Genomic DNA, 18856 nt, shown 5'->3' with positions numbered 1-18856 from the left:
TTGAAGCGGTTCTCCCATCCACCCCGGCCCGATTGGGAGGCCAAGGTCGAAGAGTGGGGGCTCACGTTCCACACGCACGAAGGGAAGCCCTACTGGAACGAGTCGGCGCACTACGCGTTCTACGAGCGCGAGATCGACGAGCTGGAAGAAGCGACGAACGCGCTCTACCGGATGTGCCTGCAGGCGGTGCAGTTCGTCATCGACGAGGACCGATTCGACCAGATGGCCGTTCCGCCGGAGGCGGTCAACGCGATCAAGAAGTCGTGGCACGACCGACCGCCGACGGTCTACGGCCGCTTCGACTTCGGTTATGACGGGGACGGTCCGCCGAAGCTTTTCGAGTTCAACGCCGACACGCCGACGTCGCTGCTCGAGGCGGCGGTCGTGCAGTGGCAGTGGCTCCAAGAGTTCGCTCCCGAGGCCGACCAGTTCAACTCGCTTTGGGAGGGCCTCATCGAGGTGTGGAAGGGTCTCAAATCGAAGCGGGGCGCTTTAAAGGGCGACACCGTCTACTTCGCCCATGAAGCGCACATGGAGGACCTGATGACGGTGACGGTCCTTCGCGACACCGCCCAAGAGGCAGGACTGCGCACTGAGGCGCTCCACATGAAGGACATCGGCTGGCACAGCGCGCGGCACACGTTCGTCGACCTTCAAGAGCGGGACATCGAGACGGTCTTCAAACTCTATCCTTGGGAGTGGATCTTGACGGACAAGTTCGGCCAATACGCGCTGGCGACGTACGGCAAAACGCAGTGGATCGAGCCGGTCTGGAAACTGCTCCTGGCGAACAAAGGGATCCTCGCGGTCCTGTGGGAGATGTTCCCTGGTCATCCGAACCTGTTGCCCGCTTACATCGGGAGGTCGCAGACGTTGACCGAGTACGTCAAAAAGCCGCTCTACTCCCGCGAGGGGGCGAACGTCATGATGAAAGCGGACGGCCGCATCGTCCGGACACCGGGCGCGTACGGGGACAAGGGCTACGTTTTCCAGGGCCTTTACCGGCTCCCGGACTTCGAGGGTAACCGCCCTGTGATCGGAAGCTGGGTCATCGGCGGCGAGGCGCGCGGCATGGGGATCCGAGAAAGCGACGGGCCCGTCACGGACGACTTCGCCCGATTCGTCCCTCACCTCTTCGCCTGACCGTCTGGTCAGGACGCGCCGAGCAATGCGGCGGTCTCGAGAAACTCCGTATGCGACCAGGTCAAGGGGCTGACGCTCAACGGCGCGCCGGTTTCGGGATGGTACTGCTCGGCCAAGACGCCGGTCGTTTCGGCCCTGTCCACGACCCATTCCAACTTCTTCCACGCCGACCCCGTGTCCCCGAACCGCGCGGACATCCGGGCCGACCACATGGTGGAGATGACCCACGGGTTTCCCGGGTACAGGTCGGTCTGCCGGAAGTAGTAGTCGCCTTCGTATCGGGCCAGCCCACCGATCGGGGAGCGGACGGTGAGGCCTTCCTCCAGTCGTTCGAACGTCGCCCTTTGCCGGTCCGGGTCAAGGCCGCCGCAGAGCAGCATCCCGCCGAGGACGGCCGAGTCCAGAGTCGCGTCGCCAATCATCCGATCGTAAGACGTGCCGTTCCAGAACACGGTTTCGAGCGCTTCGAGCGTTCCGCGAGCGGCCTCTGCGTAGGCCGCTTCCGACCAAACGGTGGACGCGGCGAGCAAGGCCGCCACGGCCGTGCACGCGGTAAAGAAGTGGACGCCGTGCCGCTCTTCCCACAGGTCCCAACTCGGGAGCGGCGTCCCGTCGGGCGCCCGGTGGGCCACGATCGCGTCGGCCAGCTTCCTCCCGAACGGCTCCCAGTCTCCGGACAGCGTCGCGGCCTGCTCCGCAAGGAGCAACAGCACCAGGGCGGTCTCATCTTCTTGGAACGGGATTTCCGGCCGGCCGTTCACGATCCACGGGTGCCACGACGCTCCGAGGTTGCCGTCGCTCCGATACTTTTGTAGGAAGAACGGTTGGTCTCTCGGTTCGATGCGGCGGCAGTACTGGAGAAAGCCCTCTGCGATTTCGGGCGATCCGAGCGACGCCATGACCCGCGACACGCACGCCCCGTCCCGCGGCCAACAATAGCTGTACGTCGCACGGTTCGTCGCCAGGATGTCGGAATCGTTGGCGGCGACGATCGCGCCTTCATGATCGATCTGGGAACGCACGAGCAACAGGCTCCGCTCCACGAGGGCACCGATGCGCTCGGAAAGCTCCAGGGCCGGGGCCTTCGAGACATAGATTTGACCGGACGTCCGCGTCCGCTCGAACACCTCGTCCCATCCCGCCGCCTCGGACCGCTCCAAGAGACCGACGACCTCGTCCAGCCGCGATCCGCAGACGAACGCCAAGTCGAGCGTTTCCAGACCGTCGGCGGCCAGTCCGACGCCGATCGTAGAGTCCACGGATCCCTGGGCGATCGGGTTCGCGCTCAAACGTCCGTCCTCGGCGTCGCGCCAGGTCCCCTCGAGATCGCCGAAGCCGGTCAAACCCGTCGCATACTGGGGCGGGCCCCCATGGGAGGCCCGGGCGGCGACGAGCGTGCAGTACGGACCCCGGTAATGGACCAAAGCTTGGCAGAACGGGTTCCAGAACGCGGTGTTGCCGACGTCGCTCTGTCCATGGATCAGGTTTTGCGTCGAGAACAGGGTGACGTTCCGTGCGAGGCCGCGGAGGTCGGTCACCCGGAACCGGCGCACGAACAGCGCTTCTTCCGGGTGTGCCGCCTCCTGGACGTCGATCTCGAAGCCGGCTTTCCACGAACGCCACAGCGAACGCCCGACGAGGCACGACCGTTCGTAGTCCTGACGAATGTCCCAGTCGTCGGCGTCGCACCACCCGAATTCGCCGTCCGACCAGATCCCCGTTTTGACCGTGTGCCCAAGGAGATGGTTCGGATACCCGACGTTCGGGAAGAACAGGTCCCTGGCGCGGTGCCTACGGTCGAACGCGATGAGGAAGCGTCCGTTCCCGTAGACGAGCGGCCGTGGCATATCGGGATTCTAGCCGGACGTCGTCAGGACACGCTGGTCAGGGCCGCGTCGAGTTTCCCGGCCAGCAGACCGACGTCGGCCACGGTCACGCTGAGGTTCGGCCGCAGTCGGATCGACCGCTCTCCGCCCCCGAGAAGAAGAAGGTCGTGCTCTTCCCTTGCGACCCGGACAAGTGCGGACTTTCTTGCGTTGGAGTCGAGCGAGAACCCTTGGTACAGTCCCATGCCGCGGACGTTGGACATGACGGCCCGGTGCTTGTCCCGGAGACCTTTGAGCGCCTCGACGATCACGGCTCCCGTGGACTCGGCCCTTGCGACCAACCCCTCGCTCTCGACGATCTCGATCTCCCGGACGACGCGCACCATATCGGCCAGGGTCCCGCCCCAGGTGGAGTCGAGGACGCCGATCTCTTGAAGCGGCTCGTGCATGTAGACGACACCGGCGCCGAACTTCTTTCCGCTCGCGACGGCGAGCGGCGGACGAGGCAGGTCGAAATGGTCGATCGCGAAGACCTTTCCTGTCGGGCCGAGCCCGGTCTGGACTTCGTCGAACGCCAAGTAGACGCCGTACTTGTGGGCGATGTCGCTGAGTCCCCGGAAGAAGCTGGGGTAGCCCACGCGTTGACCACCTGCGCCTTGGATCGGTTCGACGATGATGCCGACGATCTCGTCCGCCATTTGGGCGACGACCGTCTCGGCCATCTCCAGGCAGTTCTGGGTCGTCCGTAGGTTCTCGGCTTCGCTCTTGTCGGTGTCGATCGACGGGAACGGCAGCCGGATGTTCCCACCGGCAGTAAGGCCGTGGAAGTCCTTCGTCGCCACCGGGTCCAGGGTCTGCGTGACGCCGAGCGCGAACACCGTCCGTCCGTGGAACGCCTTGTCGAAGTAGACGAAGCGGCGGTTCGTGGCCGACCGTCCTTCGGCGAGCCGCTTGGAGTTGAAGCGGCTGACCATGTACTTCATCATGTTCTCGACCGCTTCCGCTCCCGAATTCACTACGTACACCTCAAGATCAGGGTTCCTCATGACTTCGGGTGCGAGGCGATGGACCGTCCGGTAATAGTCCAGGCATTCTTGGGTCAAGAAGTCGGGGTTCGCGACCTTGTTGTTGGCGGCCCGGACGAGCCTCTCGGTGTAGTCCGGGTCGTACAGCCCGGGGTGGTTGTGACCGATCAGTTTGGAGCCGTAGTATCCCGCCCAGTCGAACAACCGGCGGCCGTCGACGGTCGCCAGCCACATGCCTTCGCAATTCGCAAGGTCGACGGCGAAGGGCTGCGGGTCACAAACGACGTACCGCCCAAGTTCGTCCAACATCCTAGCGGACACAGGTCCAGGCATGACGGCGGGTCGGTCCAAAACGAGGGGCATAAGGAGATTGTGAAGGCCCCTGAGCGGAGCCCGACGGGCTCCCATGAGAAGGAATGCCCACCCAGGGCCTACGCAACACCGCGGGGACATCCGCGTCGCGTTTTCGGCGGCAGGCCACGAGGGCGACCAGGTACACGTCCGGACATGAACCGTTTGCCGCCCTTCCAGACCATGTACGAAGCGGTCGAGCGCCGCGACGAGTCGTACACGGGCGTGTTCTTCGTGGCCGTCAAGTCCACCGGGATCTTTTGCCGGCCAGGTTGTCCGGCGCGGACCCCGCTCGCAAAAAACGTCGAGTTCTTCGCCACGGCGTCAGCCGCCCTGCATGCCGGTTACAGGCCGTGCAAGCGGTGCCGGCCCATGGACGCCGGAGGCAAGTCTCCCGACTGGGCGACGAAGCTTTTCGAGGTCGTCGACGAAGAACCGTCACGGCGTCTGACCAACGCCGACCTCAAGGGTCTCGGTTTCGACCCCGACCGGGCCCGCCGTTACTTCTTGAAGAACTACGGGATGACGTTCCAGGCGTACAGCCGTTCGCGCAGAATGGGGCAGGCCTTGAAGCGCGTGCGAGAAGGCCAAGACGTGGTGACGGCAGGAATGGACGCAGGATACGGTTCGGACAGTGGGTTCCGTGAGGCGTTCGAGAACATCATCGGGACTACGCCGAGCCGCAACGGTTCGGCAAGGACGCTCGATTGCCGATGGTTGGAGACGCCGCTCGGCCCGATGCTGGCCTGTTCGGACGACGAGGGGCTCTGCCTGCTCGAGTTCGTCGACCGACGGATGCTCGCCACACAGCTCGAGACGCTCCGGCGGAGGTTCACGGCCACCCTGGTGCCCGGAAGCTCGCCTGTGCTCGAACAGACGGCCCGCGAGTTGGACGAGTACTTCGAGGGCAGGCGGACGGAGTTCGACGTGCCGATCGTCCTCAAAGGATCCCCCTTCCAAGAACGGGTCTGGAGGGAACTCTTGAAAGTCGGTTACGGCCGGACGTGTTCGTACCAGGACATTGCGGCCCGAATCGAGAACACCGGTGCCGTCCGAGCGGTCGGGAAAGCCAACGGCGACAACCGCATCGCGATCATCGTTCCGTGCCACCGCGTGATCGCGGCCAACGGCGCGCTCCAGGGTTACGGGGGAGGCAAGTGGCGCAAACAGCGGCTTCTGGAACTCGAGTCGGGCCAAACGCGCCTGGTCTGACCTATTAGAAGCGACGAAGGGCAGGGGCCGTACGGCCCCTGCCCTTCCCATTTTCAGTCAACGCGTCAGAACCGGACGCCGCCGTAGACGCCGAAGCCGGTCAAGCGGCTCTCGGAGCTCCCGAAGTACTTCAGTTCGACGAAGAACGGGGTCGCCATTTTCACGAAGTCGTAACCGACGCCCAGTTGGAACGCGAACTCCGTGTCGCTCGTCGATCCGCCGCCCGTTTTGGCGACGTGTCCGAAGCCGACGCCCGCACCGGCGGTGTAGTACACCTGGTCCATCCGGCCGACGTAGTTCAGAAGCAGCGGCGCGTTGCTATAGCTGCCCTTTCCGTAATAGTCGAGCGACGCCGTCCACATCGCGCTGTACTTGGCGTTCGTGCCCGTCCCGAACTTAAGGTCGCCACCCTTGTACTCGATTCCGCCGGCGAACCAACCCTGGCCTTCCACGTCGCGGGCTTCGCCGTTCGACGGATAGAAGAGACCGATGCGGACGCTGAGTCCGAGCGGCTTGGAATATTGGGCTTGGGCCGTACCGGCAGCGCCGAGGGCCAGGATCGTCACGAGGGCGAGGGTTGCGGTCTTGGTCATCCTTGATTCCCTATCATGCTGGGGCCGTGTCCGGCCTTGGACAGCATCATAGCATTCCAGACGGTCGAAGCCGGGACGGTGCTTCAGTCCCGGGCGGCTTCGACGACTAATTCGTACGCCAACCGGGCCGTCGCGACGAGATCGGCCCGCGAAACCCGCTCATCGTGGGTATGGATGTACTCCATGCCTGTCCCGACGACGGCGGTCGGAACGCCTTTGCGGTTGTAGACGTTGGCGTCGCTTCCGCCTAACGTCGTCCGCAAGTCGCCGGAGTGGCCGAGGTTCCGTGCGGCCCGTTGGGCGACTTGGACGACTTTCGAGGAGTCCGGAAGGCTGTACGCGTCGTAATGGCGCTCGTGGTCGACTTCGACGGAAGCGCCCCATTTCTCGCCTGCAGAACGAAAGGCCTTGATCATCTCTTCGACGCACGCGTCGAGTTCGGCGACGGACGTCGAGCGGGCTTCGCCTTTGACCTTCACGAAAGGACAGACGACGTTGACGGCCGTACCGCCTTCGACGATCCCAAGGTTGGACGTCGTCTCGGGGCCGATGCGGCCGACTTTGAGACCGGACACGGCGTCGGCGAGGACGCTGATCGCGTTGATACCGTGCTCCGGGTCTTTGCCGGCATGGGCCGGCTTCCCCTTGATCAGGAAGTCGATCTTGTCGTGCGTCGCAGTGCGCGTGACGAAGGTGCCGACGGGAGGCCCGGTGTCCAAGACGTAGCCGAAGTCGAGGCCGAGACTCTCGATGTCCAAGGCGGCCGCACCCAGCAATCCGATCTCTTCCGCGCACGAGAACAACAGGTACACGTCTCCGTGTTCTGCTCCCGTCTCGATGAGACAGCGGACCGCTTCGATCGCAGGGGCCATGCCCGCCTTATCGTCGGCGCCGAGGATCGTGTCGCCGGACGAATAGAACGTCCCGTCCCGCTCCTGGACGACGAGGCCGGCGGTCGGCTCGACCGTATCGAAGTGTGCGCTCAGAAAGACCTTAGGCGCCCCCGGCCTGTTCCCTCTTAAGACCGCGATCAGGTTGTTCGCGTTTCCGCCGATCTTGGCTCCCGCGTCGTCTTCCCAGACATCGAGTCCGATCGACTCGAGGGTCTTGCGGGTCGCGTCGACGACGGCCCGCTCTTGGAGCGCAGGGGCGTCGATGAGCACCAGCTCTTGAAAGAGCGATACGAGGCGTTGTTCGTTGATCATGGTGCCACGTCGTGAGAGCGTCCGCCCATTTTGGCACCTGTCCGAGGAGGGTGCCTCAGTCTTCGACTTCGATCCCTGGATCCCAACCTTGCTCGCTGGCCCGCATCAGGACGGCGACGTTCATGTCGCGGTCGACGCGGCTTTGGCAGCTCAGTCGGAACTCGCCCAAGACGCCGTCCTCTTCGAGACAATCTTGCTCTTTCTGACCCATCGGAGGTTCTTCCGAAAGAAAACGGACACGGCACGTCGTACACCGGGCGTTGCCTCCGCACCGGTGGCTGACGTCCACGCCGTTGCGTTCCATCGCCAGGACGAGTTTCGTGCCTCCTTCGACCTCGAACGTCCCGAACCCTTCGACTGTGACCTTGTGTACCGGCATGAAGTCGGCCATGGTACCGGAGCGGCCGCACTTCGGTCAAACGGCGGGCCTGGCCGGTACTATCGGTGCCGTGACGGGCCAGGTGCAGTCCCTGACGGTCGAAGGCTTCCGCTCGATCCGGGGCCTTGAAATCCGGTTCGGGAACGTCAACCTCATCACAGGCCCGAACGGTTGTGGGAAGAGCAACCTCTTCAATGCGTTCCGGCTCCTGAAAAGCGCGGTCGAGGGTCGCCTCGCACAGTCCCTTGCCGACGAAGGCGGCCTCGATTCGGTGCTTTGGGCCGGCCCTCGCAGCTCGGGGCCCGTGAGGCTGAAGTTGTCCGTGGTGACGGACCCCTTCGAATACACGCTCGAGTTGGGCCTCCGTCCTGCTTCGGAACTCCCTTTGTTCCCGCTCGACCCTCAGATCAAGTCCGAAGTCGTCAAGCTGGCCGGAAGGGTCATGGTCGACCGCAAGTCGTCCGTCGCCACCATGCGGGGCCTTGCCGGGGACAGCGAGCTCCGGACCGATTTGGTGGACTCCGAGTCCGTCTTCGCCCAGGTGCGCGACCCCGAGAAGTACGGCTACCTCTACCTGTTCCGCGAATCCGTGGAGCGCTGGACGTTCTATCACGAGTTCCGGACCGACAAAGACTCGCCCGTCCGCCGTCCGGCCTTGGCCACGTTCTCGCCCCGTCTCCACGAGGACGGCTCGAACCTTGGACCGGCGATGTACGTGACGTCGGAACGGGGAGAAGGGGACACGTTGTGGCCGATCCTTCGGGCCGCCTTCCCCACCATGTCCTTGACGGCCACGCCTGAGAGCCTCGTCGTCCACAGCGACGGTATCGAGCGGGCGATGTCCGGCCGCGAACTCTCGGACGGGACGCTGAAGTTCCTGTGTCTTGCCGCGGCCTGTTTCCCGTTCCGGCCGTCACCTCTCATCGCGTTCAACGAGCCTGAGACCAGCCTGAACCCCTCGGTCTTGGCGCCCCTGGCCGACATGTTCGCCCACGCTTCTCAGTACAGCCAACTTTGGATCACGACGCATTCAGAAGAGTTGACGAAGCACTTGGTCGACCGGCTGGCCTGCAAGCCGATCCGTCTTGACAAAACCGATGGCGAAACGGTCTTGGAGGGACGTTCCCTCAGGCGCGGCCAAGTCTTCGACGAGTGACCGACTCGGGCACGTATTGGGCCCAAGATGTCACTTTGCCGTCTGACCGGCGTTCTAGGAAAAACCTTGTCGAACGACTAGGAGCACAGCCATGAACGAAATCCGGGAAGTCCACTACGTCGAGAGCGACTCACGCTCGAACACTCTCATTGTCGTATTTTTCGTGGTCTGCATCGCCGCATTGATCGGCATCGTCGCTGTCGCTTGGCATCCCTGGGCACCGACCGCACCGTCGACCACGATCATCCGTGACCAGGCGCCGCCCGTCGTCACACCACCGACCACGACGATCGTCACTCCGCCCGCCCCCGAGTCGCGGACCGACATCCACATCGACGCCTCGAAAGGTTCGACAGAAGCCGGAGGTTCGACAAAGGGAGACGACCAGGGATCCGACGAACGCTCGGACAACGCTGACGGCGCTACGGGCGACACGGGCACGACGGGAACGGCCGGTGACCCCAGGCCCGACTCGGCCCGCTAGCCGAGATCAGACGGACTCGAGGGCGAGGCGGCAAAAGGTCTCGACGCAGTCGGGGATGACAGCGTCGTTGAAGTCGAACCTCGGTGTATGAAGACCGGCAGGGTCGATGTCACCGTCCCTCTTAAGACCGGCATAAAAGAAGCAGGCGGGGACGACCTTTCCATAGAAGGAAAAGTCCTCGCCTCCCATCGTGGGTTCCTCCTCCTCTTTGACGCGACCGCCCCAAAGTCCTCTCGCTATCGACCGGAACCGGTCCGTGGCCCAAGGATCGTTGGCCGTTACCGGATATCCGACCCGCCATTCGATTTCGCAGGTGCAACCCATGGCTTGGGCGACTCCGGTCACGATCTCCTCGAACCGTCGCTCCCCAAGTTCCCTGGTCTCCGGTAGGAGCGTCCTCATCGTGCCGGCGAAGACGGCGGTCTCGGGGATCACGTTGTGGGCGTGGCCCGCTTCCAAAACGGTGACGCTGAAGACGATGGCGTCGAGCGGCGAAACGTTGCGGCTTGCGACCGTCTGAAGGGCGCCCACCACTTGGACGAGGGCCATGACGGGATCGACGGTGCGGTGCGGCATCGCGGCATGGCCCCCTTTTCCGGCGATCGTCACGCGGAATTCGTCCGTGGCGGCCATCATCGGCCCGTTACGTACAGAGAAGTCTCCGGCACCGATCCAAGGGTTTCCATGATGGCCGTAAACGACGTCCACGCGCTTGCCGACGAGGCGCCCGTCCAAGACGCCGTCCGAGATCATCCGGTCGGCACCGGCTCCCCCTTCTTCGGCGGGTTGGAACAGGAAAAGGACGTCGTTCCGGCGGACGGGTTCGTCCTTCAAAGCCCGCGCCGCACCGAGGAGGACGGTCGTATGCCCGTCATGGCCGCATGCGTGCATCTTGCCCGGGACGGTGCTCGCATAGTCCAGACCCGTTTCTTCGTGGATCGGCAGAGCGTCCATGTCGGCCCGAAGGGCGACGGTCTGACCGCCTGGCTCGGTCGCAGGGAGGTAGGCGAGAACCCCCGTCCCGCCCGCGAGCCCCTTGACGTATTGGATCTCGGCCTTGTCCAACTCTTCGCAGACCCGGCGGCTTGTGCGGGTCTCCTGGTACATGAGTTCAGGGTGTCGGTGAAGGTCGCGCCGGAAATCGGACAGGTAATCGTGATCGGCGGCGATGCGGGCCCGCAAGTCGGACATGTCGCCCCGAATGCTACCGGAGGGCGGCCGCAGCGCGCTCCCAAAGTCCATAGCGGGACAAGTCGCCTGCACAGAAGATACAGCACCCGTCAGCGTTGTTCTCGGCGATCAACCGGATCGTTTCCACCATATGGTCTCCCCGCTTCGACTCGTCTTCGACGCCCCGGATCAGGGACCAAAGGGCGAAACCTGTCAGGTAGCGACGGCACCCTGCCGACCAAAGCTTTTGTCGGTCGATCGCCTCGGCGAGCAATCCGAGGTAGTGGTCGAAGGTGCCTGGAAAATGATCGCGGTAGTCCATGGGGATCATGGTGTCGACCCAAGGAACGAACTCCCTCCAGTCCTGCCCGATAAAGCGTCCGCTGTGGACCGGGTTCTTGAAGACGGCGGCCGACACGCCCATTTGGGGGCGGGCCGCGGTCACGGCCTCGTGCGAAAGTCTGACGAAATCGCGGACGGCCTCCTTCCGGTACTGATAGAAGAACGTGTCCAAGTCGGCCCGTCCGTAGCGGAAGAACGAACCTTCGAGCAAGAACCGCGACTTTTCAGTCCGGTTCAGTTTTGCCCAAGACGCGGGAAGGACGCGGGGCGACTGCTCCCAGTGGGCTTCGAGATACTCCCGGTCATAGAGGTCGTGGTCGAACGGCTCTTCGGGGAACGCCTGGTTGACGTAGCCCGCCCAGCGAGGAAGGTCGTCGAGACACGCGTCGCAGAAGCAATACTGGTCCGGAGCCAGGTCGCCCGGATACCGCACATAGTCGTGGTGGACGGCGTCGAAATCGTAGCGTTCTGCGAACTCGCGGTACAAGGGAACGAGCCACTGGTCGGTGTAGCCCGGACGGCGGCCAGGGCACATCCAGAGTCCCGTGAACCGCTCACCCCGAAGCATTTCCTCGTTCGTGGGACGACCACGGGCGTCCAGGGCGGCCCACTCCGGGCGCGCCGTGACCGCCGGTCCGTTCTCGCCTTCAAAGAAATCGATGAACCATACGTGGAGCTCGATCCCCCGCTTCCGGCATTCCTCCAAAAGGTGGGCAGGTAGGTCGAGTTCGTCATAGGGCTTCTCGACCGCTTGTGGGAAGAGCTTGGACGGGTAGCGGAGGAGTCCGTGACCGCCTTTCAACTCCGGAAGGAGGAGGTTGAATCCGGCATCGGCGACGCGGGCGGCGAACTCGGCGACCTCGCTACGGGACGTCCCACAATCGGACGCCCCGCACCACAATCCTCGTGTCTGCATGCCTACTTCGTCTTCCGAAGGAGCGACGACTTTCCGACCACTTGCGGAGCCCCGCCGACCTGGGCCCATTTGAGCTGCAGTTCGGCTCCACCGGACGCGTTGAACCACTCGACGCGCACATGGTGGAAGCCCTTAGCCAGTCCGACGACGCCCGTTTTCTCTAGGGGAGAGTGGAGGCCGTCATTGTCCACGACGAGTTGACCGTCGATCCAGAGTTTCGAGCCGTCGTCAGACAGGAGCCAGAACTTATAGGCGTCGTCTTCCGGGGCGTTGATGTAGCCCGTATAGAGCCGGGCCACGAACTCGCGCTTAGGATCGTCGGCCAAGGTCACCAGATCGAGTTTCTTCGTCTCTTCAGGACGCAGGGTCTCGAACTTCGGCATCGACTCGAACTTGCCAGGATAGACCCCGACTTTGATGCCGGGTTCGGTATCGCCCAACCGGGCTCCGAGCTGTGCGGGCAACGGCTGGATCTTCGTGAACGTCTGGGCCACGGTCGGCGTCACGGCCTTTCCGTTGCGGAATCCTCGGGCTTTGACGATGCCAGAAGACTTGACGGCGACCGCACCCGCATACAGCGCGGATTTGGCGGTCGGTTCCGATCCGTCCAACGTGTAGCGGGCCTGGATCTCCTTGGATCCGGTCTGAATCTTGAATTTGCCCGACGAGACGAAGACCGCAGACTCGGTCAGGATCTCCGGCGCATTGTAGACGATCGGTGCGCCTTTGACCTTGAGTTCGACGACGCTCACGTCCGCGTCCGGAGCCGACTTCGGGACGGAGACGATCACGCCGTCGACCGTCGACGACACCGAAAGTTTGGACTTGGACGCCATCAGGCGGGCGCTCACCACTTGGTTACCGAGGCCCGGGACCATGAGCTTTCCGTTCGAGGGCCAGTCGAACACGTGGAGGTACAGCGTCGAGCCCGTCGGCGCGGTCTTGACCGTGCACCGCCCCCACGGCAACGACTTGAAGACGCTGGCATGCGTACCGTAGACCGCGTCGCCGTTGACCTTCATCCAGGCCCCGATCTCTTTGAGGCGTTGAACCGATTCAGCGGGGATCTCGCCTTCGGGAGTCGGCCCGACGTTGAGAAGATAGTTGCCGCCTTTCGAAGCGATGTCGCTCAGCATGCGGAGGATCTGCCGGGTCGTCTTGTAGTTTTTGTCCTCGCGGCAGTAGCCCCAGTGGTCGTTCATCGTCATGCAGGTCTCCCAGTCGACCCCAGGCATGCCTGTCGCAGGGATCTCCTGTTCGGGCGTGCCATAGTCGCCGGCGAAACCTGCGTCGGACATCCCGCCCATGCCACCGCGACCGACGTCGACGCGGTTGTTCACGATCACGTTCGGTTGAAGCTTGCGACACAGGTCGTACAGCTTTTGTCCGCGCTCGTGGTTCCACGTCGACTCCCACTCCCCGTCGAACCACATCACGCCGATCTTCCCGTAGCGGGTCAGGAGTTCGGTCACTTGGTTATGGAGGAACTCGCAGTAACGGTCCATATCGGCGCCTGCCGCGGGTCTGTCGCCCGTCTCCCACGAACGCCGGGGCAGGTAGTCGGGATGGTGCCAGTCCATGATCGAGTGGTACCAACACATCGTCACGCCTTGCCGGGCGCAAGCGTCCGCCAGTTCCTTCATGATGTCGCGCTTGAACGGCGTGCCCATCACGTCATAGTCGCTGAACTTCGAGTCGAACAGCGCGAAGCCCTCATGGTGCTTCGACGTGATCGTGATGTAGCGCATCCCCGCTCCTTTGGCGAGCGACACCCACTTCTCCGCGTCGAACTTGACCGGGTTGAACCGGTCTTTCACCTTGTCGTACTCGGTCAGCGGGATGTGCGCCTCTTCGCGGATCCACTCGCCGTAGGTTTTTCGGCCGTTCCACTCTCCGGCCAGGACCGAATAGGTGCCCCAATGGATGAACATGCCGAAGCGGGCTTCGCGCCACCACTTCATGCGGGCGTCCTTCTGGACTTTCGTCTCTTGGGCGTGTCCCAAGAGGGGGAGGGCGGCCAAAGTCAAGAGCAGGAGCGAACGGGCGAACATGGCGTGACGCGACTATACCGGTAGAGCACAGGGGCCTGAATCGTGTCCGGAGTGCGCACGGGAGGGACTTTGGGGCCGCGCGCAGCCCGCGACCGGTGCCGCACAGGGCGTCCGGCGTCCTAGCTGATGAACGGCCCGGTCGGGAGAGCACGACCCCCGGGCCAGGAGGAAGACGATGAAAAGAAAACTCACATCCCTGGCGGTGACCGCCGGGCTCGTGGGGGCGATCTTCATACCGTCCGTCGCACTGGGACAGTCCGTGCGGGCCGCTTCGGCGAACGCCCGGTTCGTGAACCCTTCGATGGTGCGGTCGGTCTCTCCCGTCGCCGTCGACTCACGGAACTGGTACTGGGGCGGAGGCAACGTCGAGTACACGGTCTACTACGTGTTCCGAAACGGCCGGGTCTACCCTGTCGTCCAGGAACGCCGGTTACCGGACACTTGGACGTACTGGCCTTAACCCGTGTCAGACCGCAAGCGTCGGTCGACGTCACAGGCCGTCCGGGAGACCGGGCGGCCCGTCCTTCGTTCGCTGCGAAGGACAGTCTCGACCAAGCTAGAATAGTGGCATGCGCTTACGGGCCATGGCCCTCGCTGCCGGTCTCCTCGCGGTCTTTCCTTCGGCGTGGGGCCAGGCCCTCCTTAAGCTCCAGGGATCGCAGTTCGCACCGATCCGGCAAAAGTCGTTAGACCTTCGCGCGACGTTGAACGGGCCCGTTGCGACGACGGTCCTGAACATGACCTATTTCAACCCGGCACATGCGCAGACCGAAGCCGATTTCGTGTTCACCGTTCCCGAAGGATCTGTCGTCATCGGTTTCGCCTATTGGTACAAGCGAGAGAGAGTCGTCGCACGCATCGTCGATAAAGAACGGGCTGCGCAGATCTACTCGGCGATCAAGACCGTCCGTCGCGATCCTGCACTCGTCGAACTGATCGGCAAACGGACGTTCCGGGCCAGGATCTTCCCGGTGGAACAACGGTCCGACTTGAAGATCGAGATGACGGTGGTGTGCACCGCGCGCGACGGATCGTTCACGTTACCGGTCAAAGTCGCCAAGGACCAGCCGATCGAAAGCGCCGTCGTCACCGTCGAGGGCGCCGCACCGGCGGGGGTCACCCAGATCGTGAACAACTATGGAGCCCCGTCGACGTTTGAAAACGGACGTTATCGGCTGCGCATCGAAGGGAAGCAGTGGCGCCCGGACAAGGACCTTAAAGTCGGACTGCAGTCGCGGAACAGCGCCGTCAAGGTGATGTCGAGCGGTTCGTCCGGTACAGGCGCTGGATACTTTGCGTTGCTCGTATCCAGCGGTTCCGCGATCAGCAGGCCTCAAGTCGCGCTATCGGGCGTACGGACGTCAGGGATCCACGTCGAAAGAAGGGCCAACCTTCAAGCCGGGCAGACGCTTCTTGTGACCGGCCGTGCCCAGGGGCCTGGAAAACTGAACGTCCGGCTGACGGGCCAGAAGTTCAAGGGAGACGCGGCCGTGAGTCTGGAGTTCCGCGGCGAGAAGGCCGCCTTGAGCAAACTTTGGGCGCAAGACGAGATCGAGAGGCTCGGTAAGGCCAAGGCCAATGAAGCCCGGGTCAGAGCGTTGAGCAAGCGATATCTCTTGCCCAGTCCGTACACCAGTTGGTTAGCGATCCCAGAATCCGAGCGAAAAAGGTTCGAACTGGACATCAGGGCGGCCAACGCCGTCATCGAAGCGAACCGACTTTCCGCGACGTTGCAGAAGGGAGCTTCGTACCGTGCCGTCAGAGCCCGGCTCATGGCCAGGATCTCGAAGGAGCCGAAGGACGTCCAGGACCAAGCCGTAGGAGTGCTCCAAGAAGCGGCCTACCGGATCATGGACGGCGAGACCGAGAAAATCTCGACGGCCTGGAGCAAGCGGGTCGCGGCGGGCGCGTCGCCTGGTCTTCGGGAGAGAGGCGAACTTCGCAGGCTCATGGCCTTGGCCCGTTCTATGGACATCGGTCGCGGGCAACTGTGGCTCGACGCCGACAGCGAGGTCCGGACCCAGGTCACGAAGCTGGAAGGACATATCGGGAAAGGCGCCATCGACGAATCCGCCGCACGCAAGGAGGCCGAGCGCTTGAAAGCCTGGTTCCAGTTAGGAGACCGGAACGGATCTTGGAACCACGTTGTGACCTGGGCGACGCAACAAGGCGCTACGGAATACGAACAGGAAGTTCTGGGCCAAGGGCGGGAGACCGACCGGGCGCTGACCTTGAAGGCCCACGTCCTTCGTGCGACGGACTGGATGTCCGGTGACGTCCGGACGGCGTTCGGCCCCTATGTCCTTTACGATGCGCAGGAGATCGCCAAAACCCTCGCCATCGCCCAATTGGACGGACAATCCGGTTCCGAACACGTCCAGGCCGTTCAGCGACGCCTGGACGGTTTCGACCAAGTCTTCGGTTGGTTCGACGCTCCGTCCTCGGTCAAGCAACAGGTCAAGCAGGTCGCAAGGGCCCGGATGTTCGAAGCCATCCCCGATCTTGGCCGCGCCGTCCGAAAGTCCGGATTCCAGGACGAAGGCGTCCAAGCGAAACTCCGCAGCGCTGAGAGGTACCGTGAACTCTCCGAAAGCACGGTCTACGTCGGAGACGCAGAGCACTACCTTTGGAGCCAGCCCGCAGAGGAGATCGTCGACGAAGCCCGTAGCCGGCTGCTCGGAGGCGAATCCGTGGAATCGGTCAGGGCCGATCTGGAGCGCCAACGCAAGCGGATCGAAGAGGCCAAGTTCCGCTCGATGCTGAAGGAGGTCGACGACCGTTTATTGCGGCAGCTCGACGAAGAAGCGATGGCGATCTCCGGGCAGCGGTGGCGGCCCGATCCGGACGACGCCATGATCGCCGAACACGAACGGGCGATCCGGGCCTTCGCCGCTCTCCTGCAGCGGGATCCGGACGAAACCCTAAAAAGGGCCCAGGAAGACAATTACTGGGGTGAAGACGCAAGGTGGAAGTTCTTGATGGAACTCCGGAACCCCGAGCCCGACCCGGACCGGGTCTCGAAACTCCGGGAGGACTTCCGTGACGCTAACCCGGACTGGCGGGGCCAAGAGTGGATCGGCTGGCGGATCGAGCGGATCGAGACCGAAGCCCTCATCGACAAACTCGAAAAGCGCGAACTGACCCCAGAGCTCGAAAAGCAGATCGCAGAGCTGCGCAAAAAGGCTGAGGAACTTCATGCCCGGATGGGCGACCCGGTCCTCTCCGTCGGACTACCGCCCGCTACCGTCCGAGCGTTCGCCAGGTTCCCTTGGAACCATGACCAGGAGTTGACGTTCAACGCCCAATCCGGACGATGGGAAGCCAAATTCGACGTACCGCTCTTTGCGACGGCCGGTCTGCAGACCGTCCACGTCATCGGTATCGACCGGAACGGGAAGACGTCTTCGACGGACTGGACGTTCCAAGTCGACCTCTCCGCTCCGGTCGTATCGGCCAAAGCGGTTTGGACGGACGGCAAGCTCCGGATCACCGTGGAAGGAACCCAAGATTTGGCCCGGGTCAAGGTCGTCGTCCCATGGGGCGCTCCGGTCCCGTTGCTCCTTGTCCGTCCCGGGCTTTACGCCACTGTACTGGAGACCCCGCCAGGTTGGTGGGGAAAGGTGACGGTCGTCGCGTTCGACAAAGCCCACAACCGGGTCGAAACGGTCGCCGATGTTCCTCCTCGTCCTTAGCCTCGTGCGACCGGATCCGGAATCGGCCCGCGCTGAGGTCCTGACCTCCACGCGCTGGGTCAAAGCGGTCGCGAGCAAACCGGACGGTTCGTTCGCAGTCGCCACTTCCGGAGGGCTCTTGAGGCGAGGTCCGGACGGCCGATGGACGAAAGCCACGGTCGCCGACGGACTGCCCGACAACGAACTCGAAGACGTGTCGTACGTTCAAGGGCGAACGGTCGTCCTCTCGCGAGGCACTTGGTACGTCGAAAGCGAAGGAGCGTGGGCCGTGTCGCCACGGCCTAAGGGACTTCCGTCCGAAAAGAAACCGGTCCAAGCCGATCGGTCATCGGGACTGACGGTCGAAGGCCGGCCGTTCGCACCGCCGCTTCCTCCAGAAGCGGGCGCACCCACGTCGACCGCGGCGGCAAAAGGAACCAGGCTCGTCGGGACGGCCGGCTCAGGTTTGTACGAACTGAAAGGCAAGGCTTGGTCGCGAGTCCCCTTTGACGAACCTCCCGGAAACTCCGTCCAGGCATTGACCTTCTTCCAGGGCCATGTGGTCGTATCGACGCTTCAAGAGGGTCTGTCCTTCTTGACGACTCAGGGCTGGAGCCCTCAAGATCCTGGATCAAAGTCTCCCCGGGAAGCGGCCGTGTTCCGAAGCGCGCTCTACGTCCGGCAGGCGGACGGGACGGTCGACCGTCTCCAGGACGGAACCTGGTCGAGAGACGTCTTGACACCGTCGTTACCGCGTAAGCAGGCCAGGTCCATCGTCTCGGCCCCGGACGGGAGCAGGCTGTTCGTCGCCCAATGGGCGGGTTGGAGCAGTTGGTCGGGAGACACCTGGGACCACCGATTGCAGGACTCGGAGTTGTCCGGATGCGCGACGACCTGCCTCCTGCCGACCGGCCGCGGCGTTTGGCTCGGGACGCAGGGCCGTTGCGCCGCCCTTGTCGAGGGACAGTCCGTCCGGTGGGTCGACGAGCGCCACGGCTTTCCAGACGACTGGGTGACATGCCTCGCCCGCGTCGGCGAGAGCGTCTATGCCGGGACGTTCGTCGGCGGACTCGTCAGAGTCGACTCGGCTTCGGCGGTCACGGTCGGCGGAACTCTCGGTGAAAACGTGACGTGTATCGGATCGGTGGACGGCCAGGTCGTGTTCGGTTCGCGGACAGGACTGTACCGGGTCACGGGCCACAAGGCAGAGCGGATCACGACCCCGTTCCCGATCCGCGAGGTGCAAGCCCTCGCGGTCGGACCGGACGCAGTGTGGATCGGGACGCGGACAGGACTGGCCCGCATCCCATTGTCCCGTTTTGGACGGTGACC

General features: G+C 63.6%; 15 protein-coding genes. 7 read left to right on the top strand and 8 right to left on the bottom strand.

The window, feature by feature from the left end; genetic code table 11:
* Entirely contained in the window at window positions 1-1143 is a 1143-nt protein-coding gene (locus JST30_08045) for a glutathionylspermidine synthase family protein (protein MBS1714275.1), read from the top strand.
* Between the two features lie 8 nt (window positions 1144-1151).
* On the opposite strand, the gene JST30_08040 is transcribed toward JST30_08045, so the two are convergent.
* Together JST30_08040 and JST30_08035 are read right to left on the bottom strand one after the other, a co-directional pair.
* Window positions 1152-2990 carry a glycoside hydrolase family 15 protein gene (locus JST30_08040; GenBank protein MBS1714274.1) on the bottom strand — a complete coding sequence of 613 codons (1839 nt, stop codon included), beginning with the start codon at window positions 2988-2990 and terminating at the stop codon, window positions 1152-1154.
* Between the two features lie 23 nt (window positions 2991-3013).
* Window positions 3014-4327 (bottom strand): aminotransferase class III-fold pyridoxal phosphate-dependent enzyme, encoded by a 1314-nt coding sequence (locus tag JST30_08035; protein MBS1714273.1) that lies wholly within the window; start codon window positions 4325-4327, stop codon window positions 3014-3016.
* A gap of 174 nt (window positions 4328-4501) precedes the next feature.
* On the opposite strand from JST30_08035, the gene JST30_08030 reads away from it, so the two are divergent.
* A complete protein-coding gene (locus JST30_08030; GenBank protein MBS1714272.1) occupies window positions 4502-5557 on the top strand; it encodes a methylated-DNA--[protein]-cysteine S-methyltransferase in 1056 nt (351 codons plus the stop codon).
* Between the two features lie 65 nt (window positions 5558-5622).
* Here JST30_08030 and JST30_08025 read toward each other — a convergent pair whose 3' ends face one another.
* From JST30_08025 to JST30_08015, 3 genes are all read right to left on the bottom strand, one after another.
* Entirely contained in the window at window positions 5623-6150 is a 528-nt protein-coding gene (locus JST30_08025) for a hypothetical protein (protein ID MBS1714271.1), read from the bottom strand.
* Between the two features lie 83 nt (window positions 6151-6233).
* Entirely contained in the window at window positions 6234-7355 is a 1122-nt protein-coding gene (locus JST30_08020) for a M20/M25/M40 family metallo-hydrolase (GenBank protein MBS1714270.1), read from the bottom strand.
* 55 nt (window positions 7356-7410) lie between these two features.
* Window positions 7411-7734, bottom strand: a complete 324-nt coding sequence (locus JST30_08015) for a (2Fe-2S)-binding protein (protein ID MBS1714269.1) — start codon at window positions 7732-7734, stop codon at window positions 7411-7413.
* On the opposite strand from JST30_08015, the gene JST30_08010 reads away from it, so the two are divergent.
* A complete protein-coding gene (locus JST30_08010; GenBank protein ID MBS1714268.1) occupies window positions 7733-8890 on the top strand; it encodes an AAA family ATPase in 1158 nt (385 codons plus the stop codon). The two genes, JST30_08015 and JST30_08010, sit on opposite strands and share 2 nt — an antisense overlap.
* A gap of 91 nt (window positions 8891-8981) precedes the next feature.
* Window positions 8982-9374 carry a hypothetical protein gene (locus tag JST30_08005; protein ID MBS1714267.1) on the top strand — a complete coding sequence of 131 codons (393 nt, stop codon included), beginning with the start codon at window positions 8982-8984 and terminating at the stop codon, window positions 9372-9374.
* Between the two features lie 6 nt (window positions 9375-9380).
* On the opposite strand, the gene JST30_08000 is transcribed toward JST30_08005, so the two are convergent.
* The 3 genes from JST30_08000 to JST30_07990 are packed head-to-tail and all read right to left on the bottom strand — an operon-like array spanning window position 9381 to window position 13853.
* Window positions 9381-10565 carry an amidohydrolase gene (locus tag JST30_08000; GenBank protein MBS1714266.1) on the bottom strand — a complete coding sequence of 395 codons (1185 nt, stop codon included), beginning with the start codon at window positions 10563-10565 and terminating at the stop codon, window positions 9381-9383.
* Between the two features lie 13 nt (window positions 10566-10578).
* Window positions 10579-11802, bottom strand: a complete 1224-nt coding sequence (locus JST30_07995) for a family 10 glycosylhydrolase (GenBank protein MBS1714265.1) — start codon at window positions 11800-11802, stop codon at window positions 10579-10581.
* A 2-nt stretch (window positions 11803-11804) separates the two neighbouring features.
* On the bottom strand, window positions 11805-13853 hold the full coding sequence (locus JST30_07990; GenBank protein ID MBS1714264.1) for an alpha-L-fucosidase: 2049 nt from the start codon (window positions 13851-13853) through the stop codon (window positions 11805-11807).
* 175 nt (window positions 13854-14028) lie between these two features.
* Here JST30_07990 and JST30_07985 point away from each other — a divergent pair, with 175 nt between their 5' ends.
* The 3 genes from JST30_07985 to JST30_07975 all read left to right on the top strand — a co-directional run bounded on the left by JST30_07985 (window position 14029) and on the right by JST30_07975 (window position 18854).
* Window positions 14029-14313: a hypothetical protein gene (locus tag JST30_07985; GenBank protein ID MBS1714263.1), complete on the top strand. Its 285-nt coding sequence runs from the start codon at window positions 14029-14031 to the stop codon at window positions 14311-14313.
* A gap of 109 nt (window positions 14314-14422) precedes the next feature.
* Entirely contained in the window at window positions 14423-17545 is a 3123-nt protein-coding gene (locus tag JST30_07980; protein MBS1714262.1) for a hypothetical protein, read from the top strand.
* On the top strand, window positions 17526-18854 hold the full coding sequence (locus JST30_07975; protein MBS1714261.1) for a hypothetical protein: 1329 nt from the start codon (window positions 17526-17528) through the stop codon (window positions 18852-18854). Before JST30_07980 ends, JST30_07975 begins: the two co-directional genes overlap by 20 nt.
* The last annotated feature ends 2 nt before the right edge of the window (window positions 18855-18856 follow it).

Source organism: Armatimonadota bacterium (assembly GCA_018268395.1).
In the GTDB taxonomy this organism is placed as follows: Bacteria; Armatimonadota; Fimbriimonadia; order Fimbriimonadales; family Fimbriimonadaceae; genus JAEURO01.
The sequence above is the reverse complement of the archived record's forward strand: the minus strand, read 5'-3'. Positions and strand labels throughout refer to the sequence as shown.

Bases quoted from the DNA above. Each gene is read 5' to 3' on its own strand.
- JST30_08040 (MBS1714274.1), bottom strand. From the start codon at position 2,990: ATGCCACGGCCGCTCGTCTACGGGAACGGACGCTTCCTCATCGCGTTC.
- JST30_08035 (MBS1714273.1), bottom strand. From the start codon at position 4,327: ATGCCTGGACCTGTGTCCGCTAGGATGTTGGACGAACTTGGGCGGTAC.
- JST30_08030 (MBS1714272.1), top strand. From the start codon at position 4,502: ATGAACCGTTTGCCGCCCTTCCAGACCATGTACGAAGCGGTCGAGCGC.
- JST30_08025 (MBS1714271.1), bottom strand. From the start codon at position 6,150: ATGACCAAGACCGCAACCCTCGCCCTCGTGACGATCCTGGCCCTCGGC.
- JST30_08020 (MBS1714270.1), bottom strand. From the start codon at position 7,355: ATGATCAACGAACAACGCCTCGTATCGCTCTTTCAAGAGCTGGTGCTC.
- JST30_08010 (MBS1714268.1), top strand. From the start codon at position 7,733: ATGAAGTCGGCCATGGTACCGGAGCGGCCGCACTTCGGTCAAACGGCG.
- JST30_08015 (MBS1714269.1), bottom strand. From the start codon at position 7,734: ATGCCGGTACACAAGGTCACAGTCGAAGGGTTCGGGACGTTCGAGGTC.
- JST30_08005 (MBS1714267.1), top strand. From the start codon at position 8,982: ATGAACGAAATCCGGGAAGTCCACTACGTCGAGAGCGACTCACGCTCG.
- JST30_08000 (MBS1714266.1), bottom strand. From the start codon at position 10,565: ATGTCCGACTTGCGGGCCCGCATCGCCGCCGATCACGATTACCTGTCC.
- JST30_07995 (MBS1714265.1), bottom strand. From the start codon at position 11,802: ATGCAGACACGAGGATTGTGGTGCGGGGCGTCCGATTGTGGGACGTCC.
- JST30_07990 (MBS1714264.1), bottom strand. From the start codon at position 13,853: ATGTTCGCCCGTTCGCTCCTGCTCTTGACTTTGGCCGCCCTCCCCCTC.
- JST30_07985 (MBS1714263.1), top strand. From the start codon at position 14,029: ATGAAAAGAAAACTCACATCCCTGGCGGTGACCGCCGGGCTCGTGGGG.
- JST30_07980 (MBS1714262.1), top strand. From the start codon at position 14,423: ATGCGCTTACGGGCCATGGCCCTCGCTGCCGGTCTCCTCGCGGTCTTT.
- JST30_07975 (MBS1714261.1), top strand. From the start codon at position 17,526: ATGTTCCTCCTCGTCCTTAGCCTCGTGCGACCGGATCCGGAATCGGCC.